Origin of the sequence: Bifidobacterium sp. ESL0682, assembly GCF_029392815.1 — a bacterium.
GTDB lineage: Bacteria > Actinomycetota > Actinomycetes > Actinomycetales > Bifidobacteriaceae > Bifidobacterium.
Map to the genome: position 1 here is coordinate 148,793 of NZ_CP113942.1, position 25,321 is coordinate 174,113.

General features: G+C 56.9%; 13 protein-coding genes, 2 rRNA genes and 2 pseudogenes. 7 read left to right on the top strand and 10 right to left on the bottom strand.

The features are described from left to right. The first annotated feature begins 40 nt into the window (after positions 1–40). Both OZX57_RS00560 and rrf read left to right on the top strand, forming a co-directional pair. A 23S ribosomal RNA gene (locus OZX57_RS00560) occupies positions 41–3,110 on the top strand. 164 nt (positions 3,111–3,274) lie between these two features. Further along, positions 3,275–3,391: ribosomal RNA gene (rrf, locus tag OZX57_RS00565) — 5S ribosomal RNA — on the top strand. Between the two features lie 762 nt (positions 3,392–4,153). Here rrf and OZX57_RS00570 read toward each other — a convergent pair. The 6 genes from OZX57_RS00570 to OZX57_RS00595 form a co-directional block, all read right to left on the bottom strand. Then, entirely contained in the window at positions 4,154–4,825 is a 672-nt protein-coding gene (locus OZX57_RS00570; protein WP_277162878.1) for a YhgE/Pip family protein, read from the bottom strand. Then, entirely contained in the window at positions 4,708–6,324 is a 1,617-nt protein-coding gene (locus tag OZX57_RS00575) for a hypothetical protein (RefSeq protein WP_277162287.1), read from the bottom strand. Before OZX57_RS00575 ends, OZX57_RS00570 begins: the two co-directional genes overlap by 118 nt. Then, complete coding sequence (locus OZX57_RS00580; RefSeq protein WP_277162288.1) at positions 6,321–6,689, bottom strand: hypothetical protein; 369 nt, start codon at positions 6,687–6,689, stop codon at positions 6,321–6,323. Before OZX57_RS00580 ends, OZX57_RS00575 begins: the two co-directional genes overlap by 4 nt. Further along, complete coding sequence (locus OZX57_RS00585) at positions 6,686–9,511, bottom strand: YhgE/Pip domain-containing protein (RefSeq protein WP_277162289.1); 2,826 nt, start codon at positions 9,509–9,511, stop codon at positions 6,686–6,688. The genes OZX57_RS00580 and OZX57_RS00585 overlap by 4 nt, the downstream gene beginning before the upstream one ends. 457 nt (positions 9,512–9,968) lie before the next feature. Beyond that, positions 9,969–12,242, bottom strand: coding sequence for a BspA family leucine-rich repeat surface protein (locus tag OZX57_RS00590; protein ID WP_277162290.1), 2,274 nt, complete (start codon positions 12,240–12,242; stop codon positions 9,969–9,971). A 411-nt stretch (positions 12,243–12,653) separates the two neighbouring features. Continuing rightward, on the bottom strand, positions 12,654–14,291 hold the full coding sequence (locus tag OZX57_RS00595; RefSeq protein WP_277162291.1) for a BspA family leucine-rich repeat surface protein: 1,638 nt from the start codon (positions 14,289–14,291) through the stop codon (positions 12,654–12,656). 330 nt (positions 14,292–14,621) lie between these two features. On the opposite strand from OZX57_RS00595, the gene OZX57_RS00600 reads away from it, so the two are divergent. The 3 genes from OZX57_RS00600 to OZX57_RS00610 all read left to right on the top strand — a co-directional run bounded on the left by OZX57_RS00600 (position 14,622) and on the right by OZX57_RS00610 (position 15,971). Next, complete coding sequence (locus OZX57_RS00600) at positions 14,622–14,921, top strand: hypothetical protein (protein ID WP_277162292.1); 300 nt, start codon at positions 14,622–14,624, stop codon at positions 14,919–14,921. Positions 14,922–14,997: 76 nt separating this feature from the next. After that, positions 14,998–15,441 (top strand): hypothetical protein, encoded by a 444-nt coding sequence (locus OZX57_RS00605; RefSeq protein WP_277162293.1) that lies wholly within the window; start codon positions 14,998–15,000, stop codon positions 15,439–15,441. Beyond that, positions 15,441–15,971: a putative ABC transporter permease gene (locus OZX57_RS00610; RefSeq protein ID WP_277162879.1), complete on the top strand. Its 531-nt coding sequence runs from the start codon at positions 15,441–15,443 to the stop codon at positions 15,969–15,971. The genes OZX57_RS00605 and OZX57_RS00610 overlap by 1 nt, the downstream gene beginning before the upstream one ends. A gap of 219 nt (positions 15,972–16,190) precedes the next feature. On the opposite strand, the pseudogene nrdE reads toward OZX57_RS00610, so the two are convergent. From nrdE to OZX57_RS00630, 4 genes and pseudogenes are all read right to left on the bottom strand, one after another. Continuing rightward, positions 16,191–18,350, bottom strand: a pseudogene (gene nrdE / locus OZX57_RS00615) (class 1b ribonucleoside-diphosphate reductase subunit alpha). A gap of 221 nt (positions 18,351–18,571) precedes the next feature. After that, positions 18,572–19,026: pseudogene (gene nrdI / locus OZX57_RS00620) on the bottom strand (class Ib ribonucleoside-diphosphate reductase assembly flavoprotein NrdI). 258 nt (positions 19,027–19,284) lie between these two features. Continuing rightward, a complete protein-coding gene (locus OZX57_RS00625; RefSeq protein ID WP_277162880.1) occupies positions 19,285–19,575 on the bottom strand; it encodes a glutaredoxin domain-containing protein in 291 nt (96 codons plus the stop codon). A 366-nt stretch (positions 19,576–19,941) separates the two neighbouring features. After that, the gene (locus tag OZX57_RS00630; protein ID WP_277162294.1) at positions 19,942–20,805 is read right to left on the bottom strand and encodes a TetR/AcrR family transcriptional regulator; all 864 of its coding nucleotides are present in this window, start codon (positions 20,803–20,805) and stop codon (positions 19,942–19,944) included. Positions 20,806–21,051: 246 nt separating this feature from the next. Here OZX57_RS00630 and OZX57_RS00635 point away from each other — a divergent pair, with 246 nt between their 5' ends. Beyond that, entirely contained in the window at positions 21,052–22,779 is a 1,728-nt protein-coding gene (locus OZX57_RS00635; protein WP_277162295.1) for an MFS transporter, read from the top strand. Positions 22,780–23,341: 562 nt separating this feature from the next. Next, positions 23,342–24,988: an MDR family MFS transporter gene (locus tag OZX57_RS00640; protein ID WP_277162296.1), complete on the top strand. Its 1,647-nt coding sequence runs from the start codon at positions 23,342–23,344 to the stop codon at positions 24,986–24,988. Positions 24,989–25,321 lie beyond the last annotated feature (333 nt).

Below are 25,321 nucleotides of genomic sequence, written 5' to 3' on the forward strand. Positions count from 1 at the left end.
CGCAGAGGTCCTTGCGGCATGCAGCCTGTTTGTGTGGGTGTGTGTTGCTGGTAAGGGCGTATGGTGGATGCCTTGGCAGACAGTACCGATGAAGGACGTGTGGGGCCGCGATAGGCCTCGGGGAGCCGCCGACAGGGCTTTGATCCGAGGATTTCCGAATGGGGAGACCCGCCGGCCGTATGGGCCGGCACCGCATTCGTGCGGGGGTACGCAGGGAAGTGAAACATCTCAGTACCTGCAGGAAAGGATATTCCGTGAGTAGTGGCGAGCGAAAGCGGATCAGGCCAAACCGGCCGCGTGTGATAGCCTCCAGGCGTTGCGCGGACGGTGTTGTGGGGCCTGGTGCCCGGATGCTGGAGCGTCCGGCGGAAGTCATAAAACAGCGTGCTAGGCGAACGGGATTGAATTCCCGGCCGTAGAGGGTGATGGCCCCGTAGCCGGTCGCGCGCTGCCTTCCGATCCAGGTTCCCAAGTAGCACGGGACTCGTGGAATCCCGTGTGAATCCGCCCAGACCGTTGGGTAAGCCTAGATATGACTGTCTGACCGATAGCGAACGAGTACCGTGAGGGAAAGGTGAAAAGCACCCCGGGAGGGGAATGAAATAGTTTCTGAAACCGTGCGCCTACGAACCGTCGGAGCCTCCTTGAGGGGTGACGGCGTGCCTATCGAAAAATGAGTCTGCGAGTCAGTGGCAAGTGGCGAGGCTAACCCGTCGTGGGGAGCCGTAGCGAAGGCGAGTCTCAAAAGGCGTTTGAGTCGCTTGTCCTGGACCCGAAGCGGGATGATCTAGCCCTGAGCAGGTTGAAGCGCGGGTAAGACCGCGTGGAGGACCGGACCCACCTAGGTTGAAAACTGGGGGGATGACTTGGGGCTAGGGGTGAAAGGCCAATCAAATTCCGTGATAGCTGGTTCTCTCCGAAATGCATTTAGGTGCAGCGTCGTGTGGTTCGCCCGGGGGTAGAGCTACTGGATGCCTGAGGGCGCGTATCGCGTACCGAAGGCAACCAAACTCCGAATACCCGTGGCGCTATAGCGCGGCAGTGAGTCGGCGGGGGATAAGCTCCGTCGTCGAAAGGGAAACAGCCCAGATCGTCGTCTAAGGTCCCGAAGCGCGTGCTAAGTGGGAAAGGATGTGGAGTCGCATAGACAGCCAGGAGGTTGGCTCAGAAGCAGCCACCCTTGAAAGAGTGCGTAACAGCTCACTGGTCTAGTGGTTCCGCGCCGACAATGTAGCGGGGCTCAAGCACGCCACCGAAGACGCGGCAGCGTCCGTTTGGACGCTGGGTAGGAGAGCGTTCCGTATGGGGTGAAGCGGCGGCGTAAGCCGGCCGTGGACCGTGCGGAAGCGAGAATGCAGACATGAGTAGCGAAAGACGGGTGAGGATCCCGTCCGCTGGATGACCAAGGGTTCCGGGGCCACGTTCATCGTCCCCGGGTGAGTCGGGTCCTAAGGCGAGGCCGACAGGCGTAGTCGAATGGACGAACGGGTTGATATTCCCGTACCGGCGCAGGACCGTCCGGACCGAAAGTCGGGTACTAACCTCCCGCCGCATTGATGGCTCCCTTCGGGGTGCCGGATGTGTGGTGGTTGGGACAGACCTTCCGGTAGGTCAGCACAGGAGTGACGCAATGGAAGAGCCGGCCGCGGCGGTGGTAGTCCGTGGTCAAGCGTGCAGCCCGTACCGTAGGCAAATCCGCGGTGCAACAGGGCGAGGCGCGATGATGGGGCCCGTTGGGGCCGAATCCGGTGGTTTCCGTTGCCGAGAAAAGCTTCGGTGTGAGGGCCTGCGGCGCCCGTACCGCAAACCGACACAGGTGGTCAGGTAGAGAATACCAAAGCGATCGAGCGAATCCTGGTCAAGGAACTCGGCAAATCACTCCTCCGTGCCTTCGGTATAAGGGAGACCCCCTGCGGTGAAGGGCCTTGCGCCCGGAGCTGCGGGGGTGGCACAGACCAGGGGGTAGCGACTGTTTACCAAAAACACAGGTGCATGCGAAGGCGCAAGCCGCTGTATATGCACTGACGCCTGCCCGGTGCCGGAAGGTTAAGAGGATCCGTCATCCCGACTCGTTCGGGGGCAGCGGTGAATTCAAGCCCCGGTAAACGGCGGTGGTAACTATAACCATCCTAAGGTAGCGAAATTCCTTGTCGGGTAAGTTCCGACCTGCACGAATGGCGTAACGACTTCCCCACTGTCTCGACCAGGAGCTCGGCGAAATTGCAGTACGAGTAAAGATGCTCGTTAAGCGCAGAAGGACGAAAAGACCCCGGGACCTTTACTATACCTTGGTATTGTCATTAGGTGAAAACTGTGTAGCATAGGCGGGAGGCTTCGAAGCACGGGCGCCAGCCCGTGTGGAGCCGAAAGGTGAAATACCGCTCTGTTCTCATTTGATGTCTAACCTCGACACGTCATCCGTGTCAGGGACAGTGCCTGGCGGGTAGTTTAACTGGGGCGGTTGCCTCCCAAAGGATAACGGAGGCGCTCAAAGGTCCGCTCAGCCCGGTTGGCAATCGGGTGTTGAGTGCAATCGCACAAGCGGGCTTGACTGTGAGACTGACGGGTCGAGCAGGGACGAAAGTCGGAGATAGTGATCCGGTGCCGGCGCACGGGCGCGGCATCGCTCAACGGATAAAAGGTACCCCGGGGATAACAGGCTGATCATTCCCAAGAGTCCATATCGACGGGATGGTTTGGCACCTCGATGTCGGCTCGTCGCATCCTGGGGCTGTAGCAGGTCCCAAGGGTTCGGCCGTTCGCCGATTAAAGCGGCACGCGAGCTGGGTTCAGAACGTCGTGAGACAGTTTGGTCTCTATCCTCTGCGCTCGTTGGAATATTGAGGAGACCTGCCCATAGTACGAGAGGACCTGGGTGGACGAACCTCTGGTATGCCGGTTGTCACGCCAGTGGCACGGCCGGTTGGCTACGTTCGGAAGGGATAACCGCTGAAAGCATCTAAGCGGGAAGCCTGCTCCGAGATCAGTATTCCTTAGGGGCTTTGACCCCTTGTAGGCCCCAGGTCAGAACACCTGGTTGATAGGCCGGACGTGGAAGCCCCGCGAGGGGTGGAGCCGACCGGTACTAACGGCCGAAAGGCAATCACACTTCCATCCTTCCGGATGGGACGTGAGGCATCTTCTGCGAATGACATCAGACAGCACTAGCGCTGTGATGACACGACTCGATTCAATGCATCTTCACGCGTCCGCTTTCCGGTTCCCGAGCCGCCACTTCCCGCGGTTCCTCGTGTTCCGTGTATAATATAAGATTTGCGGCGGCCATAGCCCAGGGGAGACGCCCGGTCCCATTCCGAACCCGGAAGCTAAGGCCTGGCACGGCGATGGTACTGCACCCGATAGGGTGTGGGAGAGTAGCCCGCCGCCGCATCACACTTCAGAAGGACCCCATGGTCGAGCCTCACGGCTCCCATGGGGTCCTTTCGCATACCCGGAAGACAACCGGACCCACAGACAGCCGCCGGGCAACCAGCCACGGACGCGAACGGCACAGCCACCCCGGTGGGAGGATCGGCGTTCGGCGAATCCTTACGGGCCGTTTAAACCTCTTTTGGGGCACTTCGAAAGGTACGCAACAGGTAGTCGTATAGATTGCTTCGGTGGATTCAAGATAATTGAATGCCGCAAGAATGGCATTGGATGCAAGAGGGGCATCAGCGACGTCCGCCATTTTTTGAAGATATAAAACTCAGGTCGAGGGATCCAGCGGTGCATCCCCTGCTATGAATCTTCTATGTCATTTTGTACATTTGTAAATAGCGATGTTACCAGGAGCTATTCCGGGACAAAGCCTTGATGGGCCGTTGTTCCGCCAACAATTGGTGTCAGCCGCGAACAGGCGACTCTCCCGTGTGGGCCCTGCCCCGTCGTCTGTATGGGGCGGGTCTTTGAGAACCTATCTCAGTTCGGGGCCGGCGCCCTGTCCGTGTCCAGGATCCCGTGCTGAATAGGGCAGGTTGGTCACACATTGCTCTTCGTCTTACCTTGCAGCTGGTCCTTTAGATTCCTCGTTTGAAAGGAATGTGCTAATGGGCTGGTAAATCAGTCTCAGAACAGCATGGCTTGGGCTTTCACGCCAGACGCGACGAACCGCCTACAAGCTCTTTACGCCCAATAAATGTAGTTGGGTTGATTAGATGAGTTTGGTGCGCTCCAGTTGGCCGGAGAACCAGGTGTTGAACTTTGAGGGTTTGGGCATGATCAGACCGATGACCAACATGATGGCGGCGTAGATCAAGACGATGCCCATTTGAATCCAGAAATCGTTCTGATAGATGCCAGCGATGGCGGCGCGAGCGGCCTGGATCGAGTGGGTGGCCGGTAGGAACGGGTTGATGACCTGTACGAATTTCGGTAGTACCTGCAGCGGATAGGAGCCGGATGAGCCGGAAATCTGCATCACCAGGACGATGACGGTCATGGCCTTGCCGATGGTGCCGAAGCAGGCAACCAGTGTGTAAATGACGAATGCGTACACGAGGCCGGATACCCAGCCTGCGAGCATGAACAGCATTGGATGAACCGCGTGGACCCGAAGGAACAGCAAGGTGCCGGCGCAGGAGAATGTGCTCTGCAGCAGCGAGATGAAGGCGAAGATACCGAAGCGGCCGAGATAGAGCTGGTAGGATTTGGGCTCGTCGACAATAGTTTCGGCTTGATTGGTGAGGGTAAGTGTATCAGTCGCATCTAAAGCGCCTGTATTTGCCGCTGAGACGTGATTTGATGCGCGGGTGCTACTAGTTGGTGCAGTAGGATCAACGGCGGTCGCAATGGGCCCCTGCGCTTTGCCGTTGGTGCTTGCGATTGATGAGACGGGATGTGTTCCGAGCTCACCCGGTCGGGAGGTTTCCATCGGCGTACGCCGTCGGGCACGTCTGGCTCCGGTAGCGATCTGGCTGCCAGGGCCGCTACGGGAGCGGCTGCAGGCGTATTGGCCGCTTCGCTCTGTGCCGTGGATCCGTGATTGCCTTGGCGGCGGCGTTTGCGTGATCTGCCTCGACTTGAACCGGTTTCGGCCAGTTTGCGTCGCGTTTCACGTGAAACGTTGGTTTTGAGGGTCAAGGCGATCAGTAATGAGCCGACCCAGAGCGGGATGAACGTATAGAACGGGGTCAGCGATGTGCCGAAGCTTTCGACTGGGAAAACGGCATTGCGTTTGAGCGCGACGGGTGCTGCGAGGGTGGCCGCAAGCTTGTCAGGATCGCCGGAAAGCAGCTTCTTGACCTTGGCCATGTCACCACTGTTGAGCGCTTCGGTCAGTTGCTGGCTGAACGTGGTCAGTTTGCCGCTGGCTTGGGAAAGCGTGGCGGAGGTATCGGTGAGTGTTGCCCGTGCCTGCTTGAGCTTGCTGTTGGCCTGATTGGCGGTGTCATTGAGCGCCGTCACGCTGTTGTTGAGGTCGGTAGCGCCGGAGCCGAGAGCTCCGGAAACGGACGAAAGCGATGAGGTGATGTTGGCGATTTGTGGCTTCAGCGTCTTGGAAAGATTGGTGTTGAGTCCGTCGATGGCCGTTTTCGATTGATTGACGAGGCCTACGATTTGTTCGCGTTGCCGTGTTGCATCGCCGGTTTTCGTGTCGAGGTCATTGGCCGAAGTGCTCAGGGCTGTTTGCAGCGCCTTTTGGCGTGAGATGATGTTGTCTAAGGCATTGAGTGCATCAGAAGGAGGAGTTGGCAACGCGGCCAGCGTATCCCGGATTTTCTGATATTGCGCCGCCTGATCGCCGATAAGGCCTGCCTGTTTGCGCAGCATCGCCGAAACGTCGGCGGAGGATTTGTTGGCACTGTCGAATGCGTTGCCGATATCAGTGCCGATAGCTGCGTTGCCTGAGCTGCTTGCATTCAAGGCCTGCGAAAGCGTGGAAGTTGCGGTATCGAGTGCACCGGAAACGTCTTTGACATTGCTGCCGGCCTTGTTGAGCTGTTTCAGTGATTTGCCGGTATTGTTCGAAACGTTGTTGAGCAGAGATGAGGAGCTGGAAAGCAGCGCTTGGGAAACGTCGATGAGGCTGGCGTAGGCGTCCACATTCGTCGCGGAATCGTTGAGCTGGCCAGCGAGGTCGTTGATGTTGCCGTTGAACGAGGTCAGGCGCTCGCGGGCGTCTGAGGAATCAAGCTGCTTGGAAAGCCCGGAGGCCACGCTCAGCGCCGTGCTGGTGATGGTCTTCGCGAACATCTCGTTGACTTCTTTGGATATCTGATCGGCGCCCTGTCCGGTCACTTTCGGCGCGACAGCGTTCTTCTTCTCGTTGGTGTAGTACTCAAGCGTCGCGTGCTTGGCGTCGGAGGAGAAGAAGGTCATCATATTGCGGCTGAAGTCTTTGGGAATGATGACCGCCGCATAGTAGGTACCGGCTTTTTGGTGCCTTCGATAGCCTTGTCTTTGGTGGTGAAGGTCCAGTCGAGCTGGCTGTTGGCACGCAACTGGCCGATGACCTGGTCGCCGAGTTTCATCTTCACCGGCATAAGGTCGCTGGAATAGCCCTCGTCGACGCTTGCCACGGCGAATTTGAGGTTCTTGGTGTTGCCGAACGGGTCCCAGCTTGCGGTGACGTTGAACCAGGTGAACAGCGCGGGGATGACGACCAGGCCGATCAGGACGATGATTGAAATGATATTGCTAGTAATGCGCCGCACGTCGCCGGTGAAAAGCTTCCATATCGTTCTCATTTCAGGTCTTCTCCCTTCTGCTGGTTGCCGTTTTGTCCGTTTATCTCGTGGTTTTCTGAATTGCGTAATTCATGTTTAAGCGTTTCGATGTCACCGGTATCGAATGCCGGGTTGTCTGGCTCGTTCGTTTCAACGTCATCGTTTCCAACCTCGCCCGGTGAAATCGCAGAATTCTGCGGATGCACGGAATCAGACGGGCTATCCAGATTCAAGGGGAGCGAAGTCAGACGTGCTGTCGGCGGCTCGCTGGTGAACCGACTATCCGAGTCGTGTGGCTTTCCCATTTTTGCCTTGTTGCGCGTTTGTTGGTGTTCATATAGCAACGTACGCACGGCGTCGTCATCGAGATTGCCAAGGCGCACCTGCCGGGCAAGGCTGTCGCGGATGGACTCGACGACAACGAGGAAAACAATGATGACAAGGAACCAGATGACCCATGCCGCCAACGCAATGACTTTGGTGCCGGTAGTCAGCGAGAAGGTGAGGGCTATGGCGACCGGGATGGCGATGCCGAAAGCCAGCGCTCCGCGCATGAGCTTTGGATACAGCAAGGCGAATTTCCGGGCGCGTTCTTCGATGCTCGCGCGGTATTCCTCTTTGTTCGCCAGCATGCTCAGTGCCTGCGAAATCGGGTATTCGTGGGTTTTGTGCAGTGCGGGCTCGTTGTTGATGATGTCGCTCGCCTTGAGCTGCTGGTCGGCCAAACGCTGCAGATTGCCTATATGAGGCTTGATTACAAGGCCCAAAAGGAAGAACAGGACAGCGAAAATCATCAGGCGGCCCATGTTGATGAACCAGTCCGCGCGGTAGAAGCCTGCTATGGTTTCGCGCAGGGCGTTGATTGAGTAGGTGAACGGGAAGTACGGGTACATGTCGCGGAAGAACTTCGGCATCATCTCGATGGGATACATGCCTGACGAGCCTGGGATCTGAATGATGACCAATGCCACGCACAGCGCCTTGCCGACATGCATGAACGAGGTCGACAGCGCGTAGGTGATGCTCACGTAGACCATCGAGGCCAGCATGGCGGTGATGATGAACACCGGTACGTTATGGCATTGCACACCGATGATCAGCTCGCCAAGTACGGTGACGATGGCCTGCAACGAAGCAATCAGCGCGAAAAGAATCCAACGACCCCAGTAGCGCTGGCCGGGCGTCGGTTCGCTTTCCAGCCCGTCGTCGTCCACCTCCAGCTTCATCAGAACCACCAGCATGAATGCGCCGACCCAGAGCGTCAGATTCGTGAAAAGTGGTGCCATGCCGGAGCCATAGGTGCTCACCGGATAGACCACTTTCGTGTCGAGAACGGTGGGAGAGAGCATGAAATCGGCGATTTTGGCGGCATCGAGCTTGCCGTCGCCACCCACTGATTTTGCAATGATGCCTGAGCTGCCAAGTGCCGATGAGCTGGAGAGCGCAGCGATGTCGGTGGTGAGCGTCGACAGGTGGGTTTGCAGGTTTGCGAGGCCTTTGTCGGTGCCGTTCAAGGCATTGGCGGCCGTAACGGCAGCCTGATCGAGCTGGTTCAGTACGAGGGTGGATTGCGTGACCAGCGAATCCTGCGAGGCGAGGTTGGCCGAAGAGGTCGCTGCGACCGTTGAAAGGCCATTCAAGCCGTTGTTGAGCTGCGGCAAAGCGCCTGATGCGATGGATTTTCGTGCGCTCGCGGCGTTGTTCAAGGCTGATTGAGTGGCGGTGTTGATGCCATTGGCAGCTGAAACGGTGCTGGTCGTCGTTGCGCCGACGTTGGTGTTGAGGTCGCTGATGGTTTTGATCGAATCGCCAAGACTCGCGTTCTGTGCTTTCAACTTATTGATGGCATCGGTGTTGCCAGGCAGTCCCGATGCTTCCAGCCGGTTGATGAGATTGCTGGCGTCTGTGTTGATTTGCTGGGCGGTGGAAAGTGCTGAACCGATATCTCCGTTGGCTTTGGTAAGCCCGGCGGCGACGGAATTGATAGCGACGTTGGATTGCGAACTGGCCTGCGAAAGCAGATTCGAACTTTGGTCGAGAGTGGCGGTGGCGTTGCTGTTGAAGTCGTTAAGAGTATTTTGTGTGCTGGTAATCGCAGCTGAAGCGTCCTTGAGCTGCTTGGAGGTCTGTGCTCCGGCTTTCTGCGTTTTGTCGAGCGTGCCGCGAGCTACTTTGGTTTTGTCGGGAACGCCGTTGAGCGTTGTGGTGAGATCGGCGATATTGGTGCGGATATCGGTGACGGACTGTTGCGCCTTGTTGAGATCGGCGAGTGTGTCGGCCGTAGCGGTGTCGGCTTTGTCGTTGATGTCTTCATCGGTTTTATTGATAACGCTGGAAACGACCTTGCTCACCGTGGAAACGAAGGTCTCGTTGACCTGGCTGTCGACCGTCGAGGCGCCGGTATCGGTCATGCGGCTGGCCAGTGCGTTCGCTTTTTCATTGACATAATATTCCAAGGTCGGGCGCGTGCTGTGCCCCTCGATGACCCCGGCGACGCGGTCGCTGAAATTCTTCGGAATGATGATGGAGGCGTAACTTGCACCGGATTCCACGCGTTGCATGGCATCGGACTGATTCGCGAATTTCCAGCCGAGACTGTCATTGCTTTTGAGCTGTCGCACGATTTGCTCGCCCATGTTCATCTTGCCGATGGCTTGGGAATCGGTGCCACGGTCGTTGTTGACCACGACCACTTCGATGCCTTTGGTGTTGCCGTAGGGATTCCAGAAGCCTGCGATATTGAACCATGCGTACAGGGGTGGAATGAACACGATTCCGAACAGGACGACCCATGCCGCCGGTACTCGCAGCAGCCGCACGATATCGCGTCGTACAATGGCCATCACATTACTCATTCGTCGCCTTCTTGGAGTTCATGTTCCCGGTTCCGTTCGCCGGCGTCCGGTGCATTCTAGCAATTCCGTTGGTGGACTCATAATCGGTCTGGAGCGAAATCTATCACGGTTGTCTTGGGTTGATTGTTTGCGGGATTGCGGTTTCTATTTACAACATTTAATCCAATCGCCCCGTCCGGTTGCCTAGCCTACCTCAAGGGGTCAATGGGAGCTGAGAGTGTTGTGCTTTTTGCATAAATATTGCGTTTGGAAACGCTATGTTTGCGAATTGATGAATTGGATTTTTAGGATGCGTGGTTGTGGGTTCGGTCGGCTATGTGGAAATTAATTCAAGCGGATACGCCATTGCCATGGTGATTAAAAGCGGAGATGGGCACCAGCCGTTATGGTTGGTGCCCATCTCTAGGTTGCTGGCTGATGATTGGTCAGTCAATGGTTGTAAACGTCAGCCCTCGTTTGCTTTGCGCAGGCGGAATACGCCCCAACCTGCACCGGCCAATACGATAGTGGCGACTGCGATGCCTAGAATATCGGCACCGGTCTTCGCGAGCCTCTTGCCTTTAGGATCGTTCTGGGCGGCTGCAGGTGCGTTCGTGCCGGTTTGGCTGTTCGGGCCCTTTTGTCCGGTTTGACCGTTGGCGCCATTCGAACCGTTTGCACCATTGGTACCGTTCGTGCCGATTTGGCCGTTGGTCCCGTTCGTACCGTTGGTCCCGGCTTGGCCGTTGGTCCCGTTGGTCCCATTGGTACCATTCGTGCCGTTTTGGCTGTTCGAGCCGTTCGTCCCGTTGGTTCCGTTGGTCCCATTCGTTCCGTTGGTTCCGTTGGTCCCGTTCGTTCCGTTGGTTCCGTTGGTGCGCCGCGCGCCGTTCGTACCATTCGTTCCGTTGGTGCCATTCGAGCCGTTGGTGCCGTTTGTGCCGTTTGTGCCGTTTGTGCCGTTGGTTCCGTTGGTCCCGTTCGAGCCGTTGGTACCGTTTTGTCCGTTGGACGCGTCCTTGCTCCATACCGCGTACATAGTGAAGTTGGCCCCATGAGTGTCATACGATTGTCCAGCATGACCTGAGTTCGAGCCGGACAAATTCTGTGCGGCGCGGTCTTCGGACCAGCCGAGGAAAGTATAACCATTCTTGGTCATGTTGCCGTGATTAGGCAAGGTGATCGTTGTGGAAGCATCGGGCCACAGAGCGATGGTAATCGGGGTGGGGGCGGTTCCCTCGGCGCCGTTCGCGTCAAAGGTCGCGGTTGCGGTTCCGGGGTCGCCATACCACATGACCGGGGAGTTGCCGAAGCCGTCGCTCGGATGACCGCTCCAGCTGCCGGCCTCGTTCGTCCAGTCCTTCACGGACATGCCATTGGTGTTGTCGAACACGGCGGTTCCGCCGGCGCGCACGAATTCCAGCCCATTGTCACCGGCGAACATGCCTGTCTGGTTGGGCAGCGCCCTGGTGGTGGTTGTGTCGAAACTGGAGAGGTCGAGTCTGGTGAGTTTGGGGTCGAGGGCGAACATATAGGTCATATTAGTGGCGAGAGGAGTCTTGAAATTGCTGTCGAAAGAGATATCCTCCAGGTTGCTGTCATCGGCGAATATCGCGGACATATTGGTGACCTTACTGGTGTTGAAAGCCGACGGAAGAGAGAGATGGGCGAGCGTATGGTCCGCGCAAAACATAAAGCTCATATTGGTGACGTTCTTGGTATTGAAGGTCGTCGGGAGGTTCAGGCTGGTGAGCGCTGTGTTGCCGTAGAACATGTAGTGCATGTCGGTGACGTTGCTGGTGTCGAAGTTGCTGAGGTTCAGGCTGGTAAGCGCTGCGTCGTAGGCGAACATCTGGCTCATGTCGGTGACGTTGCTGGTGTTGAAGCTGCTGAGGTCTAGGCTGGCAAGTGCGGGAGTGTCGTAGAACATCATGCTCATGTCGGTGACTTTCGAGGTGTTGAAGGTGTCGATCATGGGAAGGCTGCTCAGTGCCTTGTCGCCGTAGAACATCTTGGTCATATTCTGGACGTTTCCGGTGTCGAACGTAGGGTTGATGAGGGTGGTGAGCGCGGGGTCTTGGCCGAACATGTACTGCATATCGGTGACCGCGCTCGTGTCGAAGGCGCTGGTGAACGTGATTGTGGTGAGTGCCGTGTCGCTGTCGAACATGTGGTTCATCTTGGTGACGCCGGTGGTGCTGAGGTTGGTCAGGTCGATGTTCGTCACGTTCGGAAGGTAGATAAACAGCTGCGATGAATCGGCATTGGCCTTCACAGGTGAATCGATCCTCACGGATGTGATGGTGCTTGCGTGAGAGACCCAGGGCTGGTATGCGTGGACGTCGGGCAGCGTGCCGTTCGTGTACCCGGTCTCGGTGCCCAAGGTGAGCGTGGTGCAGTCAGGGCTCACCTTCCAATAGGCATGGTCGCCGATGACGTTTTCGTCGGTGTCGGGTGAGGTGCAAGTGGCCCTCGTCCCGATTTGTGGGGCGGTGGACTCGTCCTGTGCAGCCGGCGTTTGGCTTCTCGGAGATGCTGGTTTGGTTGTTGAATCGGCCGGCTTGATTCCAGCGGTGGCCAGTTTCGAATCTGATGCCAGGGTCTTGGAAGTAGTTTGTTGCGTAATCCGCTCAGGCTGCATGGTTGTGGTCTCGGAGGCATTGGCCATCTGCGGCACTGCTGCAAGAGCGAAAGCTGCCGCGATGGCGACAGCGCTACCCGCGAAGTTTCGTTGCTTCATTGTTGCTTCTTCCTATATTGATTTATTGCATCGCCAGAGAGTGGCAGTGTGCTGTTTCGATGCCTGCTGTGCCATCGATACGCACGATGTATAACAAATATATCACACTTAGTATATTTGTACAATATGTTATACGGTAATAAGCTTTTTGATGCAGCCGCTTGGGGTGTGTGCCGGAATCGCATGTTTGTCGCCTGTCAGTTATGCGATTGTCGGCGGTATTCGTAGGTTTTTGCCGACAGACTTCATTCTGACTTGCTGGATCTGACGTACCTGCTTGCCTACATCATGCAGATGATCGTCTCGCTGGTCAACGCACTGACCGATATCTGTTGGATGACCGGTCAGTGCGTTGGCTTTTTCATTGACGTATTTTGGATTGGCGCAAGGCTATGGCCAAGCCGGTGAGTGTCAAGGTAATGGCGACGATGGCGAGATCGAGGGCGGATGAACCGGTGCGTGCCAGTTCGTCTTGCCCCTGTACGTCTTTGGTTTGCTGTTGACCAGGAGTCTCGGCTGCACTGCCTGATGCTTGTGCGAGAGATGCGGATGGCGCGGTGTGCTCCGGATTGGGTATTGGCGAGTGTCCAGGTGTTGTTCCGGGTATCGTCGGTTCGGCGATGATTGGCGTGGTTTCCTCTCTCCCGGTTCGATCTCGCCTCCAACGGTGTCGGTCTCATCTTCTCCGGATTCTGTTCCGTCCTCGTCGATTTCGTTTTCGCTGCCGTCGACTTCTTCCCCGCTTTCGTCAACTTCCCCCTCGCTCTCGTCGGTTTCTCCTTCTCCGATTTCAGATGCTCCCTCATCTGGTTCGGTTCCGCTTTCACCAGTGTCGGTGCCTTCGCCGGGCTCTGTCCCGCCTTCGGAATTGCTGCGTTGCCAGATTGCATGCATGGTGGTGTCATTATCGGCGTCATCGTTATTGTCCAAAGTGAATACGGAACCGGCCTGGTAGTGGGGTTCCGTGGCATCTTCGTCACGTGCCCAACCAGCCAGAGTGTGGTCTTTCTTGACCATTTCGCCTTGGCCGGGCATCTCGAATTCGGCTGGCGCGTCTGGCCAGGCGTCACGGGTCATCGTTGCAGGAGCGGCGCCTTGCGCTCCGTTGGCATTGAAACTCACTGAGACTTCGGGACTGCCGTACCAAGTCGTGCTTGACGAATCCTGTCCGAAACCGAGGGCGGGATCGCCTGTCCAATTACCGTCCTGGCTTTTCCAACTGGTTGAAGGTGCGTTGGCGACGCTTGCGAATGACGCGTTGGCTCCGACGCGGACGAACCGCAGACTGGTGCATCCCTCGAACATATTGTCGATTCGGTCGTCGCCGTTGATTTTGCTGGTGTCGAAGTTCGAAAGATCGAGTCGTTTCAGCGACGAGTCGCCTTGGAACATGGAAGCCATGGTAACGACATTGCCCGTAGAGAACGAGGGGCCGAGGTTGAGCGATTCCGTGTTTTTCATTCCTCCGAACATGTGATTCATGTTGGTGACCTTGGAGGTGTCGAATTTCTTTCCTAAATCAAGGCTTTGAAGCGTGGAGTCCGAGGCAAACATATAGCTCATGTCGGTCACATTGCTGGTGTCGAATGCGTCGCCGAAAGTGATGTTGCCAAGTGACGGATTCTTGTAGAACATCTGCCTCATGCTGGTCGCGTTGCTGGTGTCTAATCCCGTCAGGTCGATGCTGGTCAGATATGGCATGTCATAAAACATCTGGGACGAATCGGCGTGGGCTTTGACTGGCGAATCGACCGTTGCCTGCTTGATCGAGTACCGCACGGAATACCACGGGCGGGTGTTGGGCAAGGTGCCTATGCGCCCCTCGTATCTGCTGCCGAGGTGTAGTTGCGAGCAGTCCGAGCTCAACTGCCAGTAAGCATCGGTGCCAAACGAGCGTTTGCTGGCATCGCAGTAGGCTTGAGCAGTTGGCTTCTGCTCGGCGTCGGATGATGGCTGAAGCTCGCCGGCCATCGCGGTTTGCGGCACTATGGCAAAGGCGAGAGCGGCCAGGGGAGTGGCTGCAGTGGCTATTACGTTTCGTGTCTTCATTTGATTTTCCTGATATTGGTTATTGGGACAGTTACTTGTTCTCGGTGGCTGAATGGTTGTCTATTTTTAGATTTTGATTTTCATGATTTTTTTATTCGCGTAGTCTGCAATCGCTCGGATCGCATTGTTTTGGGTTATGCGCGATGACGTCACGCCATCTTCGGTGTGATATATGAAATACCTCGATTCCAATGTATCGGATTTATAAGACAATCAATGATAGATTGCTTAATTTGTCTGAATGCTTTTGGATGGATTTGGACACGGTCATCATGCAGGGTAGCCTTTAAAGGGATTGAAGAGAGCGTGTCCGAGAGAAGGAACGGAATTATGGGGGCTACTCCCGATAATGAAGGTTCAAATGAACTGTTGACTGACGTGACTTTGCATGATTCTTCCGGGCCTTCGACAAGCGCTTTCGGCAAAGTCGCCAGTTCTGCAGCGGATGCGGTGGTGTCCTCGGCGACAAAAGCCGCGGAGGGCGTCAGCGACGTTTCGCGTAATCTGGTCAATCACGCATCCCGACATCTCACCCTGATTGGTCGCGTTTACGGTGTGCTGGTTCTGCTGGTCGGGCTGGTGGGCGTACCGTACGTACGTCGGTTATGCGATTTTCGATGGTGTTCATAAATTCTTTATCGGCAGGATTCATGCCGATCTCTTTGACCTGACATTTCTGCTGACTTGTGCACAAGCCGTCGTTTGGTTGATCAATGCCGCCGCACTGATTGTGTTCGGTGTGATGCTGTTGCGTGACATGCGTAAGCATGCGGCACGATGGGCGTACATGCTGATGGCAGTGACGGTGGCTCAAGGCATGCTCTCGCTGGCGTTGCAGGGGCTTGGGCTCGGCGTTGGGCTTTCCCTGGTTCAGATTGCGATTCTGGTGGCGCTCGCCATCGCACTCGACCCGGCGTTGATTGGCGAACGCGCTGTGCAGCGCAAGCTGAAACGAATGGACGCGCATGACAAGTATGTCGCGGCGAAGGACGCGGGCATGCTGGGTCGTGACCTGAGCGGCAAAGGCTACGTCAAGCTCAATGTTTTCAACGTTTTCTGGCTTTTCGTGGTCGGCTGTTTTGGTGGTTTGGCGTCGAAGAGATTTACCATCTCATCTTTTTCAATGAGTGGCAGGACCGTGCGGGGCTGATTTGGGGCCCGTTCTCGCCGATTTACGGCTTTGGTGCAGTGGTGCTGACGATGTGTCTGAACCGTTTATGGCACGCCAACGCCATCCTGGTTTTCTTTGCCAGCGCGATTATTGGCGGTTGTTTCGAGGCGTTTGTCGCGTGGTTCATGCAGCTGGCATTCGGCATCATCGCGTGGAACTATTCCAGCGACTGGCTACCGCTTTTCGGTGGGAAGACGAGCGGCAAGTACATGGTTTTCTGGGGGTTGGCAGGCCTGATTTGGTTGCGTGAGCTGCTTCCGCGACTGTTGAAGTTCATCAATCTCATCCCGTGGAAGTGGCGCTACGCCCTGACCGCCGTTGCACTGGTATTCATGCTCATCGATATCGCGTTCACGCTGATGGCGTTCGATTGCTGGTACGGGCGCATCGCCGGCCTGCCTCAGACGTCACCGGTCACTCGTTTCTTTGGAGAATATTTCAACAACACGGTGATGCAACAGCGTTTCCAGACGATGAGCATCAACCCGAAGTGGTCTGGTCGCGGGTGAACGTCATCCTACGCTCAATAGCGTCATAAACAAGCCGTTGACGGCCCATAAGTGGGTAAATGAACGTGTATTTATTTAGTCCGCCATATCTGCGGTTGCTGGTGCTTGCTAGTTGTGACAGATCTTAAAATTGTTGTCAAAAAGCGTTGGGCCCCGACTTCATGCCGGGGCCCAACGCTTTTGATTATCGGTTTGTCTCAGTGAAAAGACGAGGCTGTTTTAGAGCATGCAGCTGACGCAGCCCTCGACCTCAGTGCCCTCAAGCGCCTGCTGGCGGATGCGGATGTAGTAGAGGGTCTTGATGCCCTTGCGCCAGGCGTAGATCTGCGCCTTGTTGAGCTCACGCGTGGTGACGCCAGCGGGGAAGAAGAGGGTCAGCGAAAGACCCTGATCGACGTGCTGGGTGGCCTCGGCGTAGGTGTCCACGATCTTCTTCCAACCGATTTCGTAGGCATCCTGGAAGTAATCGAGGTTGTCGTTGGTCATGTACGGCGCCGGATAGTAGACGCGGCCGACCTTGCCCTCCTTGCGGATCTCGATCTTCGAGGCGATCGGGTGGATCGAGGAGGTGGAGTGGTTGATGTAAGAGATCGAACCGGTCGGCGGCACGGCCTGCAGGTACTCGTTGTAGATGCCGTCCTTCAGGATCTCGTCACGCAGGGTCTCCCAGTCGGAGACGGTGGGGATATGGATGCCGAAGCGCTCGAAGAGGTCCTTGACGGTCTGGGTCTTGGGCTCGAGCGAGCGGCGGCCGTCGGTGTACTTGTCAAAGTAGTTGCCCTGGCCGGCCGGCTTGGCGTAATCGGACTTGTCGAAGGTCGCGAAGGCGTGGCCGCGCTCGACGGCCAGCTTGTGCGAAGCCTTGTAGGCGTGGTAAGCCACGGTCATGAAGTACATGTCGGTGAAGTCCAGCGCCTCTTCGGAGCCGTAGTACATGTGCTCACGGGCGAGGAAGCCGTGCAGGTTCATCTGGCCGAGGCCGATGGAGTGGCCCTCTTCGTTGCCGCGCTTGATGGACGGCACGGAGTCGATGTGGGTCTGCTCGGAGACGGAGGTGAGCGCGCGAATCGCGGTCTCCACCGGGTCGGCCAGGCCGCCGTCCATCGCCTTGGCGATGTTGAGGGAGCCGAGGTTGCAGGAGATGTCCTTGCCGACGTGGTCGTAGCTCAGGTCATCGTTGAAGGTGGACGGTTCCTGCACCTGCAGAATCTCGGAGCAGAGGTTCGACATGGTGACGCGGCCATCGATCGGGTTGGCGCGGTTGACGGTGTCCTCGAAGAGGATGTAGGGGTAGCCGGACTCGAACTGCACCTCGCCGAGGGTCATGAAGAACTCACGGGCGTCGATGTAGGTCTTGTGGATGCGGTCATCGTGCAGCATTTCGTCGTACTTTTCGGTCACCGAGATGTCTCGAACGGCTTGCCGTAAACGCGCTCGACGTCGTAAGGGGAGAAGAGGGCCATCTTCTCCTTGCGCTTGGCGAGCTCGAAGGTGATGTCAGGGATGACGACGCCCAGGGAGAGCGACTTGATTCGCGTCTTCTCGTCGGCGTTTTCGCGCTTGGTGTCGAGGAAGCGCAGGATGTCGGGGTGGTGGGCGTTCAAATAGACCGCACCCGCACCCTGGCGTGCGCCGAGCTGGTTGGCATAGGAGAAGGAGTCCTCGAGGAGCTTCATCACCGGGACGACGCCGCTGGACTGGTTCTCGATGTGCTTGATCGGGGCGCCCTGTTCACGCAGATTGGTGAGCAGCAGAGCCACGCCGCCGCCGCGCTTGGAAAGCTGCAGGGCGGAATTGATGCCGCGGGAGATGGACTCCATGTTGTCTTCGATGCGCACGAGGAAGCAGGAGACGGGCTCGCCGCGCTGGGCCTTGCCCAGGTTGAGGAAGGTCGGGGTAGCGGGCTGGCTGGCGGCCGGAAAGGATCTCGTCGACGTACTTGACTGCGAGCTTTTCGTCGCCGGCGGCCAACTCGAGCGCCACGGCGCCGCTGCGCTGCGGGAAGTCCTCGAGGTACTGCTTGCCGTCGAAGGTCTTCAGCGCGTAGGAACGGTAGAACTTGAAGGCGCCGAGGAAGGTCTCGAACTCGAAGCCGTAGTCCTCGACGTGCTTGTAGAAGGAATCCAGGAACTCAGGGGTGTACTGGTCGAAGACGGACTTCTCGTAGTAGAGGTTGTCTTCCAAGTACTTGATGCGCTCGGCGGTGGAGCCGAACTTCATCGTGTTCTTGGCCACGTGCGAGGTCATATAGGCACGCTCGGCCTCTTTGTCGGCATCGAACTGGATGTCGCCGTTCTCGTCGTAGAGGTTGAGCATGGCGTTGAGCGAATGGTAGTCGTGCTCCGGGTCGAAGCCGGCGTCCTCCTCGGTGTTATCCATGCTGAGCGCTGTGTCGTTGAGAGCCATGTGTGCTGTTCTCCTAAGTGTCGCGGTCAATGCTGCGGCGTTGATGGTAAATGATTATGAAATTTTGATATGAAATCTTTAATGGGCGAATTTCAAAGGAATTCGGCCCAAAAAGCTGCGTGTTTGCCCGTATTGCTCCGCATTAACACGTTTCATGCGATGTCAAACGCCAGCGGACTCAACGAAACCGCAGATTACTGCGGATTTTGTTCGTTTTGCGAGGCTTGCTCTTTCTTCGCGTTAAGGAAGAAGTCGCGAACGCCTTCACGCACTTGACGTTGATCGTCCGGGGTGCCAAGCAACTCAAAATTGTACATGAACGGGACGTGACATTTCTTGAAATGATGTCGCCTGCCGCACAAAAAGCCGTGGCGAAGTTTCTGTTGCCCGAGGAAATGACGCCGCGGATGAAGCTGCGGTTCTTATGCCCGTTCAGGAATTTACGGATCTGGGGCAGCAGTGCTTTCTGGATATTGCCGCCACCGTAGGTCGGCACGATGAGGACGTAGGGTTCGCGCACCTCAAGAGGCGCATCCTTGGGCCGCAACGGAATGCGGTAGACATTGATGCCCTCGTCGGGGAAGCCGCAGGCGGCAATGAATCGCGCTGTGTTGTTGGAGACCGAAGAGAAATAGACCACGGCGCCGATGTGTTCGCCCTTGGCCTTGGCTTCTGGTTCGCTGGCTGCGAGCAGATCCTGCTCGTCCGCCGGTTGCGAAGCCTTATCTTGCGCAGATGCTGTGGGCTCTGACGCTGGTTCGGGTGCTCCGCCTGGATTCAATGAATCACTTGTCGTTGCTGGCTTCATGTCTCTCTCGTCCGTTGTTTTCGTAACGGTTCATGTCTCTTCGCGTGAACTGCTGGGTGTGTATTTCTGTGTATCGCCGATCTTGGAATGGGGCGAAGGCTACGCCGTCACCTGGTTGCTTGCCGGAGCCGCGACCTTCGTGGTCTCGGCCGTTTCCGCGACGTCACCGGTGCCCAGCGCCTTGATGAGGTCGGGGCGGTAGCCGCTCCATGAGGCATCCGGCGTGATGACCACGGGTGTCTGCTTGAAGCCGGCGTCAATGAGCTGCTGCACAGTGGAGGGATTGTTGGTCAGATCCACCGTTTCGAACGTAATGTTCTGGCGCTTGAGCTGGCGTTCGGTCGCCATGCATTGCGGGCAGTGTTGTTTGGTGAAAACGGTGACGGTCATCATAACCTCCGAATTGATGTCTGGTAAGCTTTCAAGAACTCAGACTACAGGGTTGTGGTTCCAAACTGAACCCCAACTTCTAGTAGCGTGTCGTCACTTCGACCACTAGATATAGTGCTTATGCTTGATAAAGGTAGTCGGCTCAAGGGGTGGCGGATATGTAACGCAATACGGGTGATATTGGGTCTGTGTTCTATATCACAAAAGAACCCGTTTTTAAAAATAGACAAGTGGATTGATGTGGATAAACGTGGATTTGTAGGTGGATAAATCGGGCTTGGAAACGCTTTTGTGGCGAGGTCTATTTTGTTGTTGTTTATTGCCACACTTTTGAGAGGTCTGATGGCCTGTTGATGGCTTATGGACTTATTGCGCGGTCTTGCCGTCGCTGCGCAATTCGTTGACGACGGCGCGGCAGGCACGTTCGATGTCGCCGATGGCTGCGGTTCGGGTTTCTTCGGTCTGCTCTTTGCTGCTCAAAAGGCGCATGCCGCTGGAGACGAGTCCTTCGGTCAGTGCGATGCCGACCTGCGGATTTTCCGGGCACAACGTGCCCCAAGCGGCGACGATGGGCGCGTTGACTCGTTCGTGCAGGCTCGGCTGCCTCGGCTCAAGCAGCTGATCGTTTGAGTTTTGGCTGTTGCTGTTGTGTTCGCAGAAAATGTCGTGGTGGTGGGTGGCCGGGCAAGCGGAGGCCGTGCGCTGCGAAGTGCTGGTGTTGCCGTTGCTGCTGGTTTGTCGGCGATTGTCGTGCACTCCGTCTTGGCCTTGTTTGGCTTTGCGCTGGCTCGCTTCGGGGTCTGATTCTTTGTTGTCGTCGCCCGCTTTGCCTTCTGGATTCGGCCAGAGGCCTTTGTCGTCGCGATAGCTTTCGGCGTCATTCAACGGAATCTGCGTCATCCAATCATGGCCTTGCAATACAGACTGTTCAAGATTGATTTTCACCCATTGCACCACAATTTCCGCCGGATCGGTGATGTCGCCAAGGCCTTCTTCAAGCGCGTCGAGCCACTTGGGCATGTGCCGCGCCATGAGCTGCCGGCGCAAGTCTTTCATGTCTTTGACGTAGCGATAAATCGAGTTGCGCGCGATGCCGGCGCCTTTGCTGACGTTGGCAGGGGTGAGCGCGTCGCCGCCCTGCTCGTGCATGATAGCTTCCGCCGAATCGAGCAATGCATTCATCGTGTGGCGGCGATGCTCCTCGAGATTGGCCTCATTGATGCGTGGCATATTGTCCTTCTTGTGTGACGGCGACGTGGCTGGCGTAGATGTTTCCATGATATACACTGTTCGCCCGCGCTCTCGTATGTTTCCCTTCTGGGCTTTGGGCTAAAGCGGGCCTGTGAATTTGCGTGGCATAAGGTTATGGCGTATAGTCGCTCGAAGTTTGCGACAGAGTGTCGCGAAAATATGCATTCACTGACGTTTTGCCTTATAAAATTCGGTGCGTATCGCCGTCATCGGGAAAGATTACTTATGACTCAACAACAGAATGGCCAGGTCGCACAAGGTCGGAAAGAATCGGCTTCCGCCGTCAAGCCGCCATGGAACGCGCTGTGGGTGCTGGCGCTCGCGCTCGCGATGATCGTGCTCGACGGCTCCATTGTCAATGTTTCGATTCCGGTGATGATTCGCGAAATCGGTCTGAATCTCACCGACGCGCAATGGGTCACTTCGCTCTACAACATCATTCTTGCGGCGCTGCTGCTGCCGTTCGGCAAACTCGGCGACCTCAAGGGCCGCAAGATGACCCTGCAGGTCGGCGTGGTCGTCTTCGTCGCCGGCTCGATTCTCGCCGCTTCGTCCAACGGTGCCACGTTGCTGCTGAGCGCCCGTGCGGTACAGGCCATCGGCGGTGCGTTGGTGATGCCTTCGACACTTTCCATTGTTTCCGCTTCGTTCCGAGGAAAGAACCGCGCCATCGCGTTCGGCGTCTGGGGCTCGGTGATGAGCGCGGCAGCGGCAGTCGGCCCGTTCCTCGGAGGCCTCTTCACTCAGACCATCGGCTGGCGCTGGATCTTCCTGGTCAACGTGCCGCTCGGTGTCATCGTATTTGTTGCGTCCATATTCTTTGTGCCGAAAACCGGCGGCAAGGCCGGAGCGTCCGCCATGGGCGCGGCCGCGCAGCAGTTGGCTTCTGCCGATTCCGCCAAATCCGCGGCCAAGCCAGAGGGCTTCGATCCGCTCGGCATTGTCTTCTCTGCACTCGGCTCGGCATTCCTTATCTTTGGCCTGATCGAAGGCCAGACCTACGGCTGGCTCAAGCCCAAGGGTGACTTCGGCATCGGCGGCTTCAAATGGAGTGCGAGCTGGCCGATTTCGGTTATCCCGATCTGCATCGTGCTTGGCATCATCTTCTTCGCACTGTTCATCCACACTGAAAACAGCCGCGCTCGCCGTATGCGCCCGGTAATGCTCGACCTGACGCTGTTCCGCATCCCGACCTTCGCTATGGGCAACATCGCCGCCGGAGCCATCCAGGCCGGCGAATTCGCCATCATGTTCGTGCTGCCGCTTTATCTGATTAACGTGCGCGGCCTCAACATGATTCCCACGGGTGCGCTGCTGGCGACCATGGGCCTTGGATCCATCGTCTCCGGTGGTCTGGCCCGTCCGGTCACCGCGAAAATCGGTGCCCCGCACACCGTCCAGCTTGGCTTGATTGTCGAGATGCTGAGTGTGGTGTTGCTGATGCTTATGATGTGCCCCAGCCTGCCGGTCGCGTGGATGCTGGTTCCGTTCGCGCTCTACGGCTTCGGCCTTGGTTTTGCGGCTGCCCAGCTCACGAGCCTTGTGCTTTCCGAAGTGCCTGTAGCCCAGTCCGGAGAAGGTTCCGCAACGCAATCCACCATCCGCCAGCTCGGCACCGGCATCGGCGCAGCTGTGGCAGGTCTGGTGCTTTCGGTCATGGTCACCAATATCGCTCCTTCCGCGCTGAGCGGTGTAAAGGGGCTGCCGTCGCAATTGGTGAGTGGTCTCACCACGTCTCTCGACGCCTCGGCTGGTTCCGCCATCGTCGGTATCCGTGCCCAGGGCACCACCGGCAAGCTCGGAGCCCTCGGCCCGCAGGTGGTCGATGCAATGTCTTCCGCCTTCACTCGCGCCAGCCAGTGGACTCTGGTTGTTGCCATCGTGATGCTCGCCGTCGGCCTCATCGCCTCCATCTGGGTCGCCCGTGCCGCCAAACGCGACAACGTGGAATAGCGAAAGGTTTCCTGATTTTTTCAATTGCGCTCTGGCAGAGATTTTGCCAGGGCGTTTTGTGTCTACGAACGTGAATGCTGCTTTATTGCACCATTGTGTTGCTGCTGATGTGCTGGCGACTAAAGAATCAATGGCTGGGGGTCGAACATGAAACAGGGCGTTTGATTCTATGCTGGCGGCGGATTCGGATGTTTCGCTTTGAGGCGAGAGTGAAGCGGGAACGCTTAACGTCAGCGCGATAAGCATATGTGGCCGCATGATGATGCTGGGTTCAACTTTGTTGATATTAGGCGATTATTGGCTATTAGTCGTTAAAACCTGATAAAAGTAATAAAAATCACTAAATATGAAGCATGACGATTATCACAGCCAATGAAGTTGCATACCGAATTCGCGACCGATAGTCTGCTACGGATAAAGAAATTCAGGCCGTCGTTAAATTTCTGGCCGGTGTTGTGTCAATGGCGATTCGTTCGCGTTACACGGCACCGGCCTTTTTATGTCTCGTGTAATGAATGAAACCGTAAGAGACGGCCACCCGATCAATCCGTAAAGGAGTGCTATGTCAACGACTGCTATAGAAGCAAAAGACGCTGCGCCCGAAACCAAGCGTGCGCGGCAGCAAGGCCCGTCGAAGCGCGATGTCATGTTCGTCTTCATCGGTCTGATGGTCACCATGCTCATGTCTTCGCTGAGCCAGACCGTTCTCTCCACCGCCATGCCGACCATCGTCGGCGACCTCGGTGGCGTCGACCGCATGACCTGGGTCGTCACCGGTTATGCGCTGGCGATGACCGTCATGATGCCGGTCTACGGCCGCATCAGCGATATTTTCGGTCGCAAACCCCTGCTGCTGATCGCCATCGTGCTGTTCATGTCCGGATCCATCGTCGGCGCATTGGCCGGCAACATGAATCTGCTGGTCACTGCTCGTGTAGTTCAAGGCCTTGGTGGCGGCGGTCTGATGATTCTCTCCCAGTCGGCCATCGCCGACGTGGTGCCCGCCCGTGAACGCGGCAAGTACATGGGCGTCATGGGCGCCGTCTTTGCCGTTTCCTCCGTCGCCGGCCCGCTGATTGGCGGCTGGCTGACCAGCGGCCCGGGCTGGCGCTGGGCTTTCTGGATGAACCTTCCGCTGAGCATCCTGGCGCTCGTGGCCGTGACCGTCTTCTTGCATCTGCCCAAGCCGAGCAAAGAGAATCGTTCCCATATCGATTACTTTGGTATGGCTCTGATTGCCGCCATCACGGTCATCGTTGTGCTGGTCTGCACGAACGCGAGCAAGCCTCACACCTGGAACTGGGCTGAGGTTATCGTCGCGCTCGCTGTGCTGATTGCCCTGTTCGTCTTCGTCGAGCTCAAGGTCAAGGAACCGGTCATGCCGATGACCCTGTTCCGCAATTCCAACTTCGACGTCGCCACCATCGGTGCCCTGCTGATTGGCGTGGCCATGTTCGGCGTGCTGAGCTACTTGCCGACCTACATTCAGATGGCCACCGGCGTCACCGCCACCCAAGCGGGCCTGCTGATGGTGCCGATGATGGCCTCCGTGCTCGTCACCTCGATTATCTCGGGCAACCTCGTCTCCAAGACCGGCAAATACAAGATCTATCCGATTCTCGGCACCACCATCATGGCTATTGGCCTGGCGCTGACCTCCACGCTGCAGGCCGATTCGCCGGTCTGGATGCTTTGCCTCTACACGATGGTCTTTGGCATCGGACTCGGCCTGGGCCAGCAGATTCTGACGCTCATCGTCCAGGACGCGTTCCCGACCTCGATCGTGGGCACCGCCACTGCTTCGTTCAACTACTTCAAGCAGGTGGGTGCCACCATCGGTTCGGCTGTGGTCGGTAGCATCTTCACTTCGCGCCTGACTGGCTTCGTGCATGACAACCTTGCTGGCGTCATGTCGCAGATGGCTTCCAGCGGTGCGGTTATGGGCAACAAGGGTGCCGCCGCGATGAAGGGTGCCATGCACCTGAGCGCCAGCAGCCTGACCCCGAGCGGCGTCAACGCACTGCCCGGCATGCTGCGCACCCCGATCATCGACGCCTACAACAGCGCTCTGCTGCCCATCTTCCTGTGGATGGTGCCGTTCATGATTCGCCGTGATCGTGTTCTTCTTCGTGCGTCAGAAGGAGCTCTCCACCACGCTCGAGCACTGAGTCTGTTGAGTGGTTCGTGGCGGTTTAACTGCCTATTTTGACTGCCCGAGATTTAGCCCTGCCAAAGTTTTGGCGGGGCTTTCATGTTGTTGCGAATCCGTGTCACACCAACTTATGGTTTAGGTGACTATGGCTTAGTGCGACCAGTTTCTTCTATGGCGCCATTAACTGGCGTTATTTTGGCCGCATGCATTTGATGCCAATGCTTTTCAAAGAACTTTCAGGTTTGTCCGATATTTTTCACAGCGTTATCGGACATTGCTTTCAGGTATATCGAAAACGACAAAGTAATGTGGTATTCATCACAAATTAATGGCTCATTGAGGAGGCGATTGCTGATGTGGAAAACAGGGCTGTTCGATTACCTGCATCGA

What these genes read in the sequence shown, in the direction of transcription:
- OZX57_RS00575 (WP_277162287.1), bottom strand. Translation starts at nt 6,324, where the DNA reads ATGATGACCTTCTTCTCCTCCGACGCCAAGCACGCGACGCTTGAGTAC.
- OZX57_RS00580 (WP_277162288.1), bottom strand. Translation starts at nt 6,689, where the DNA reads ATGAGAACGATATGGAAGCTTTTCACCGGCGACGTGCGGCGCATTACT.
- OZX57_RS00585 (WP_277162289.1), bottom strand. Translation starts at nt 9,511, where the DNA reads ATGGCCATTGTACGACGCGATATCGTGCGGCTGCTGCGAGTACCGGCG.
- OZX57_RS00590 (WP_277162290.1), bottom strand. Translation starts at nt 12,242, where the DNA reads ATGAAGCAACGAAACTTCGCGGGTAGCGCTGTCGCCATCGCGGCAGCT.
- OZX57_RS00595 (WP_277162291.1), bottom strand. Translation starts at nt 14,291, where the DNA reads ATGAAGACACGAAACGTAATAGCCACTGCAGCCACTCCCCTGGCCGCT.
- OZX57_RS00600 (WP_277162292.1), top strand. Translation starts at nt 14,622, where the DNA reads ATGGGGGCTACTCCCGATAATGAAGGTTCAAATGAACTGTTGACTGAC.
- OZX57_RS00625 (WP_277162880.1), bottom strand. Translation starts at nt 19,575, where the DNA reads ATGACCGTCACCGTTTTCACCAAACAACACTGCCCGCAATGCATGGCG.
- OZX57_RS00630 (WP_277162294.1), bottom strand. Translation starts at nt 20,805, where the DNA reads ATGCCACGCATCAATGAGGCCAATCTCGAGGAGCATCGCCGCCACACG.
- OZX57_RS00635 (WP_277162295.1), top strand. Translation starts at nt 21,052, where the DNA reads ATGACTCAACAACAGAATGGCCAGGTCGCACAAGGTCGGAAAGAATCG.
- OZX57_RS00640 (WP_277162296.1), top strand. Translation starts at nt 23,342, where the DNA reads ATGTCAACGACTGCTATAGAAGCAAAAGACGCTGCGCCCGAAACCAAG.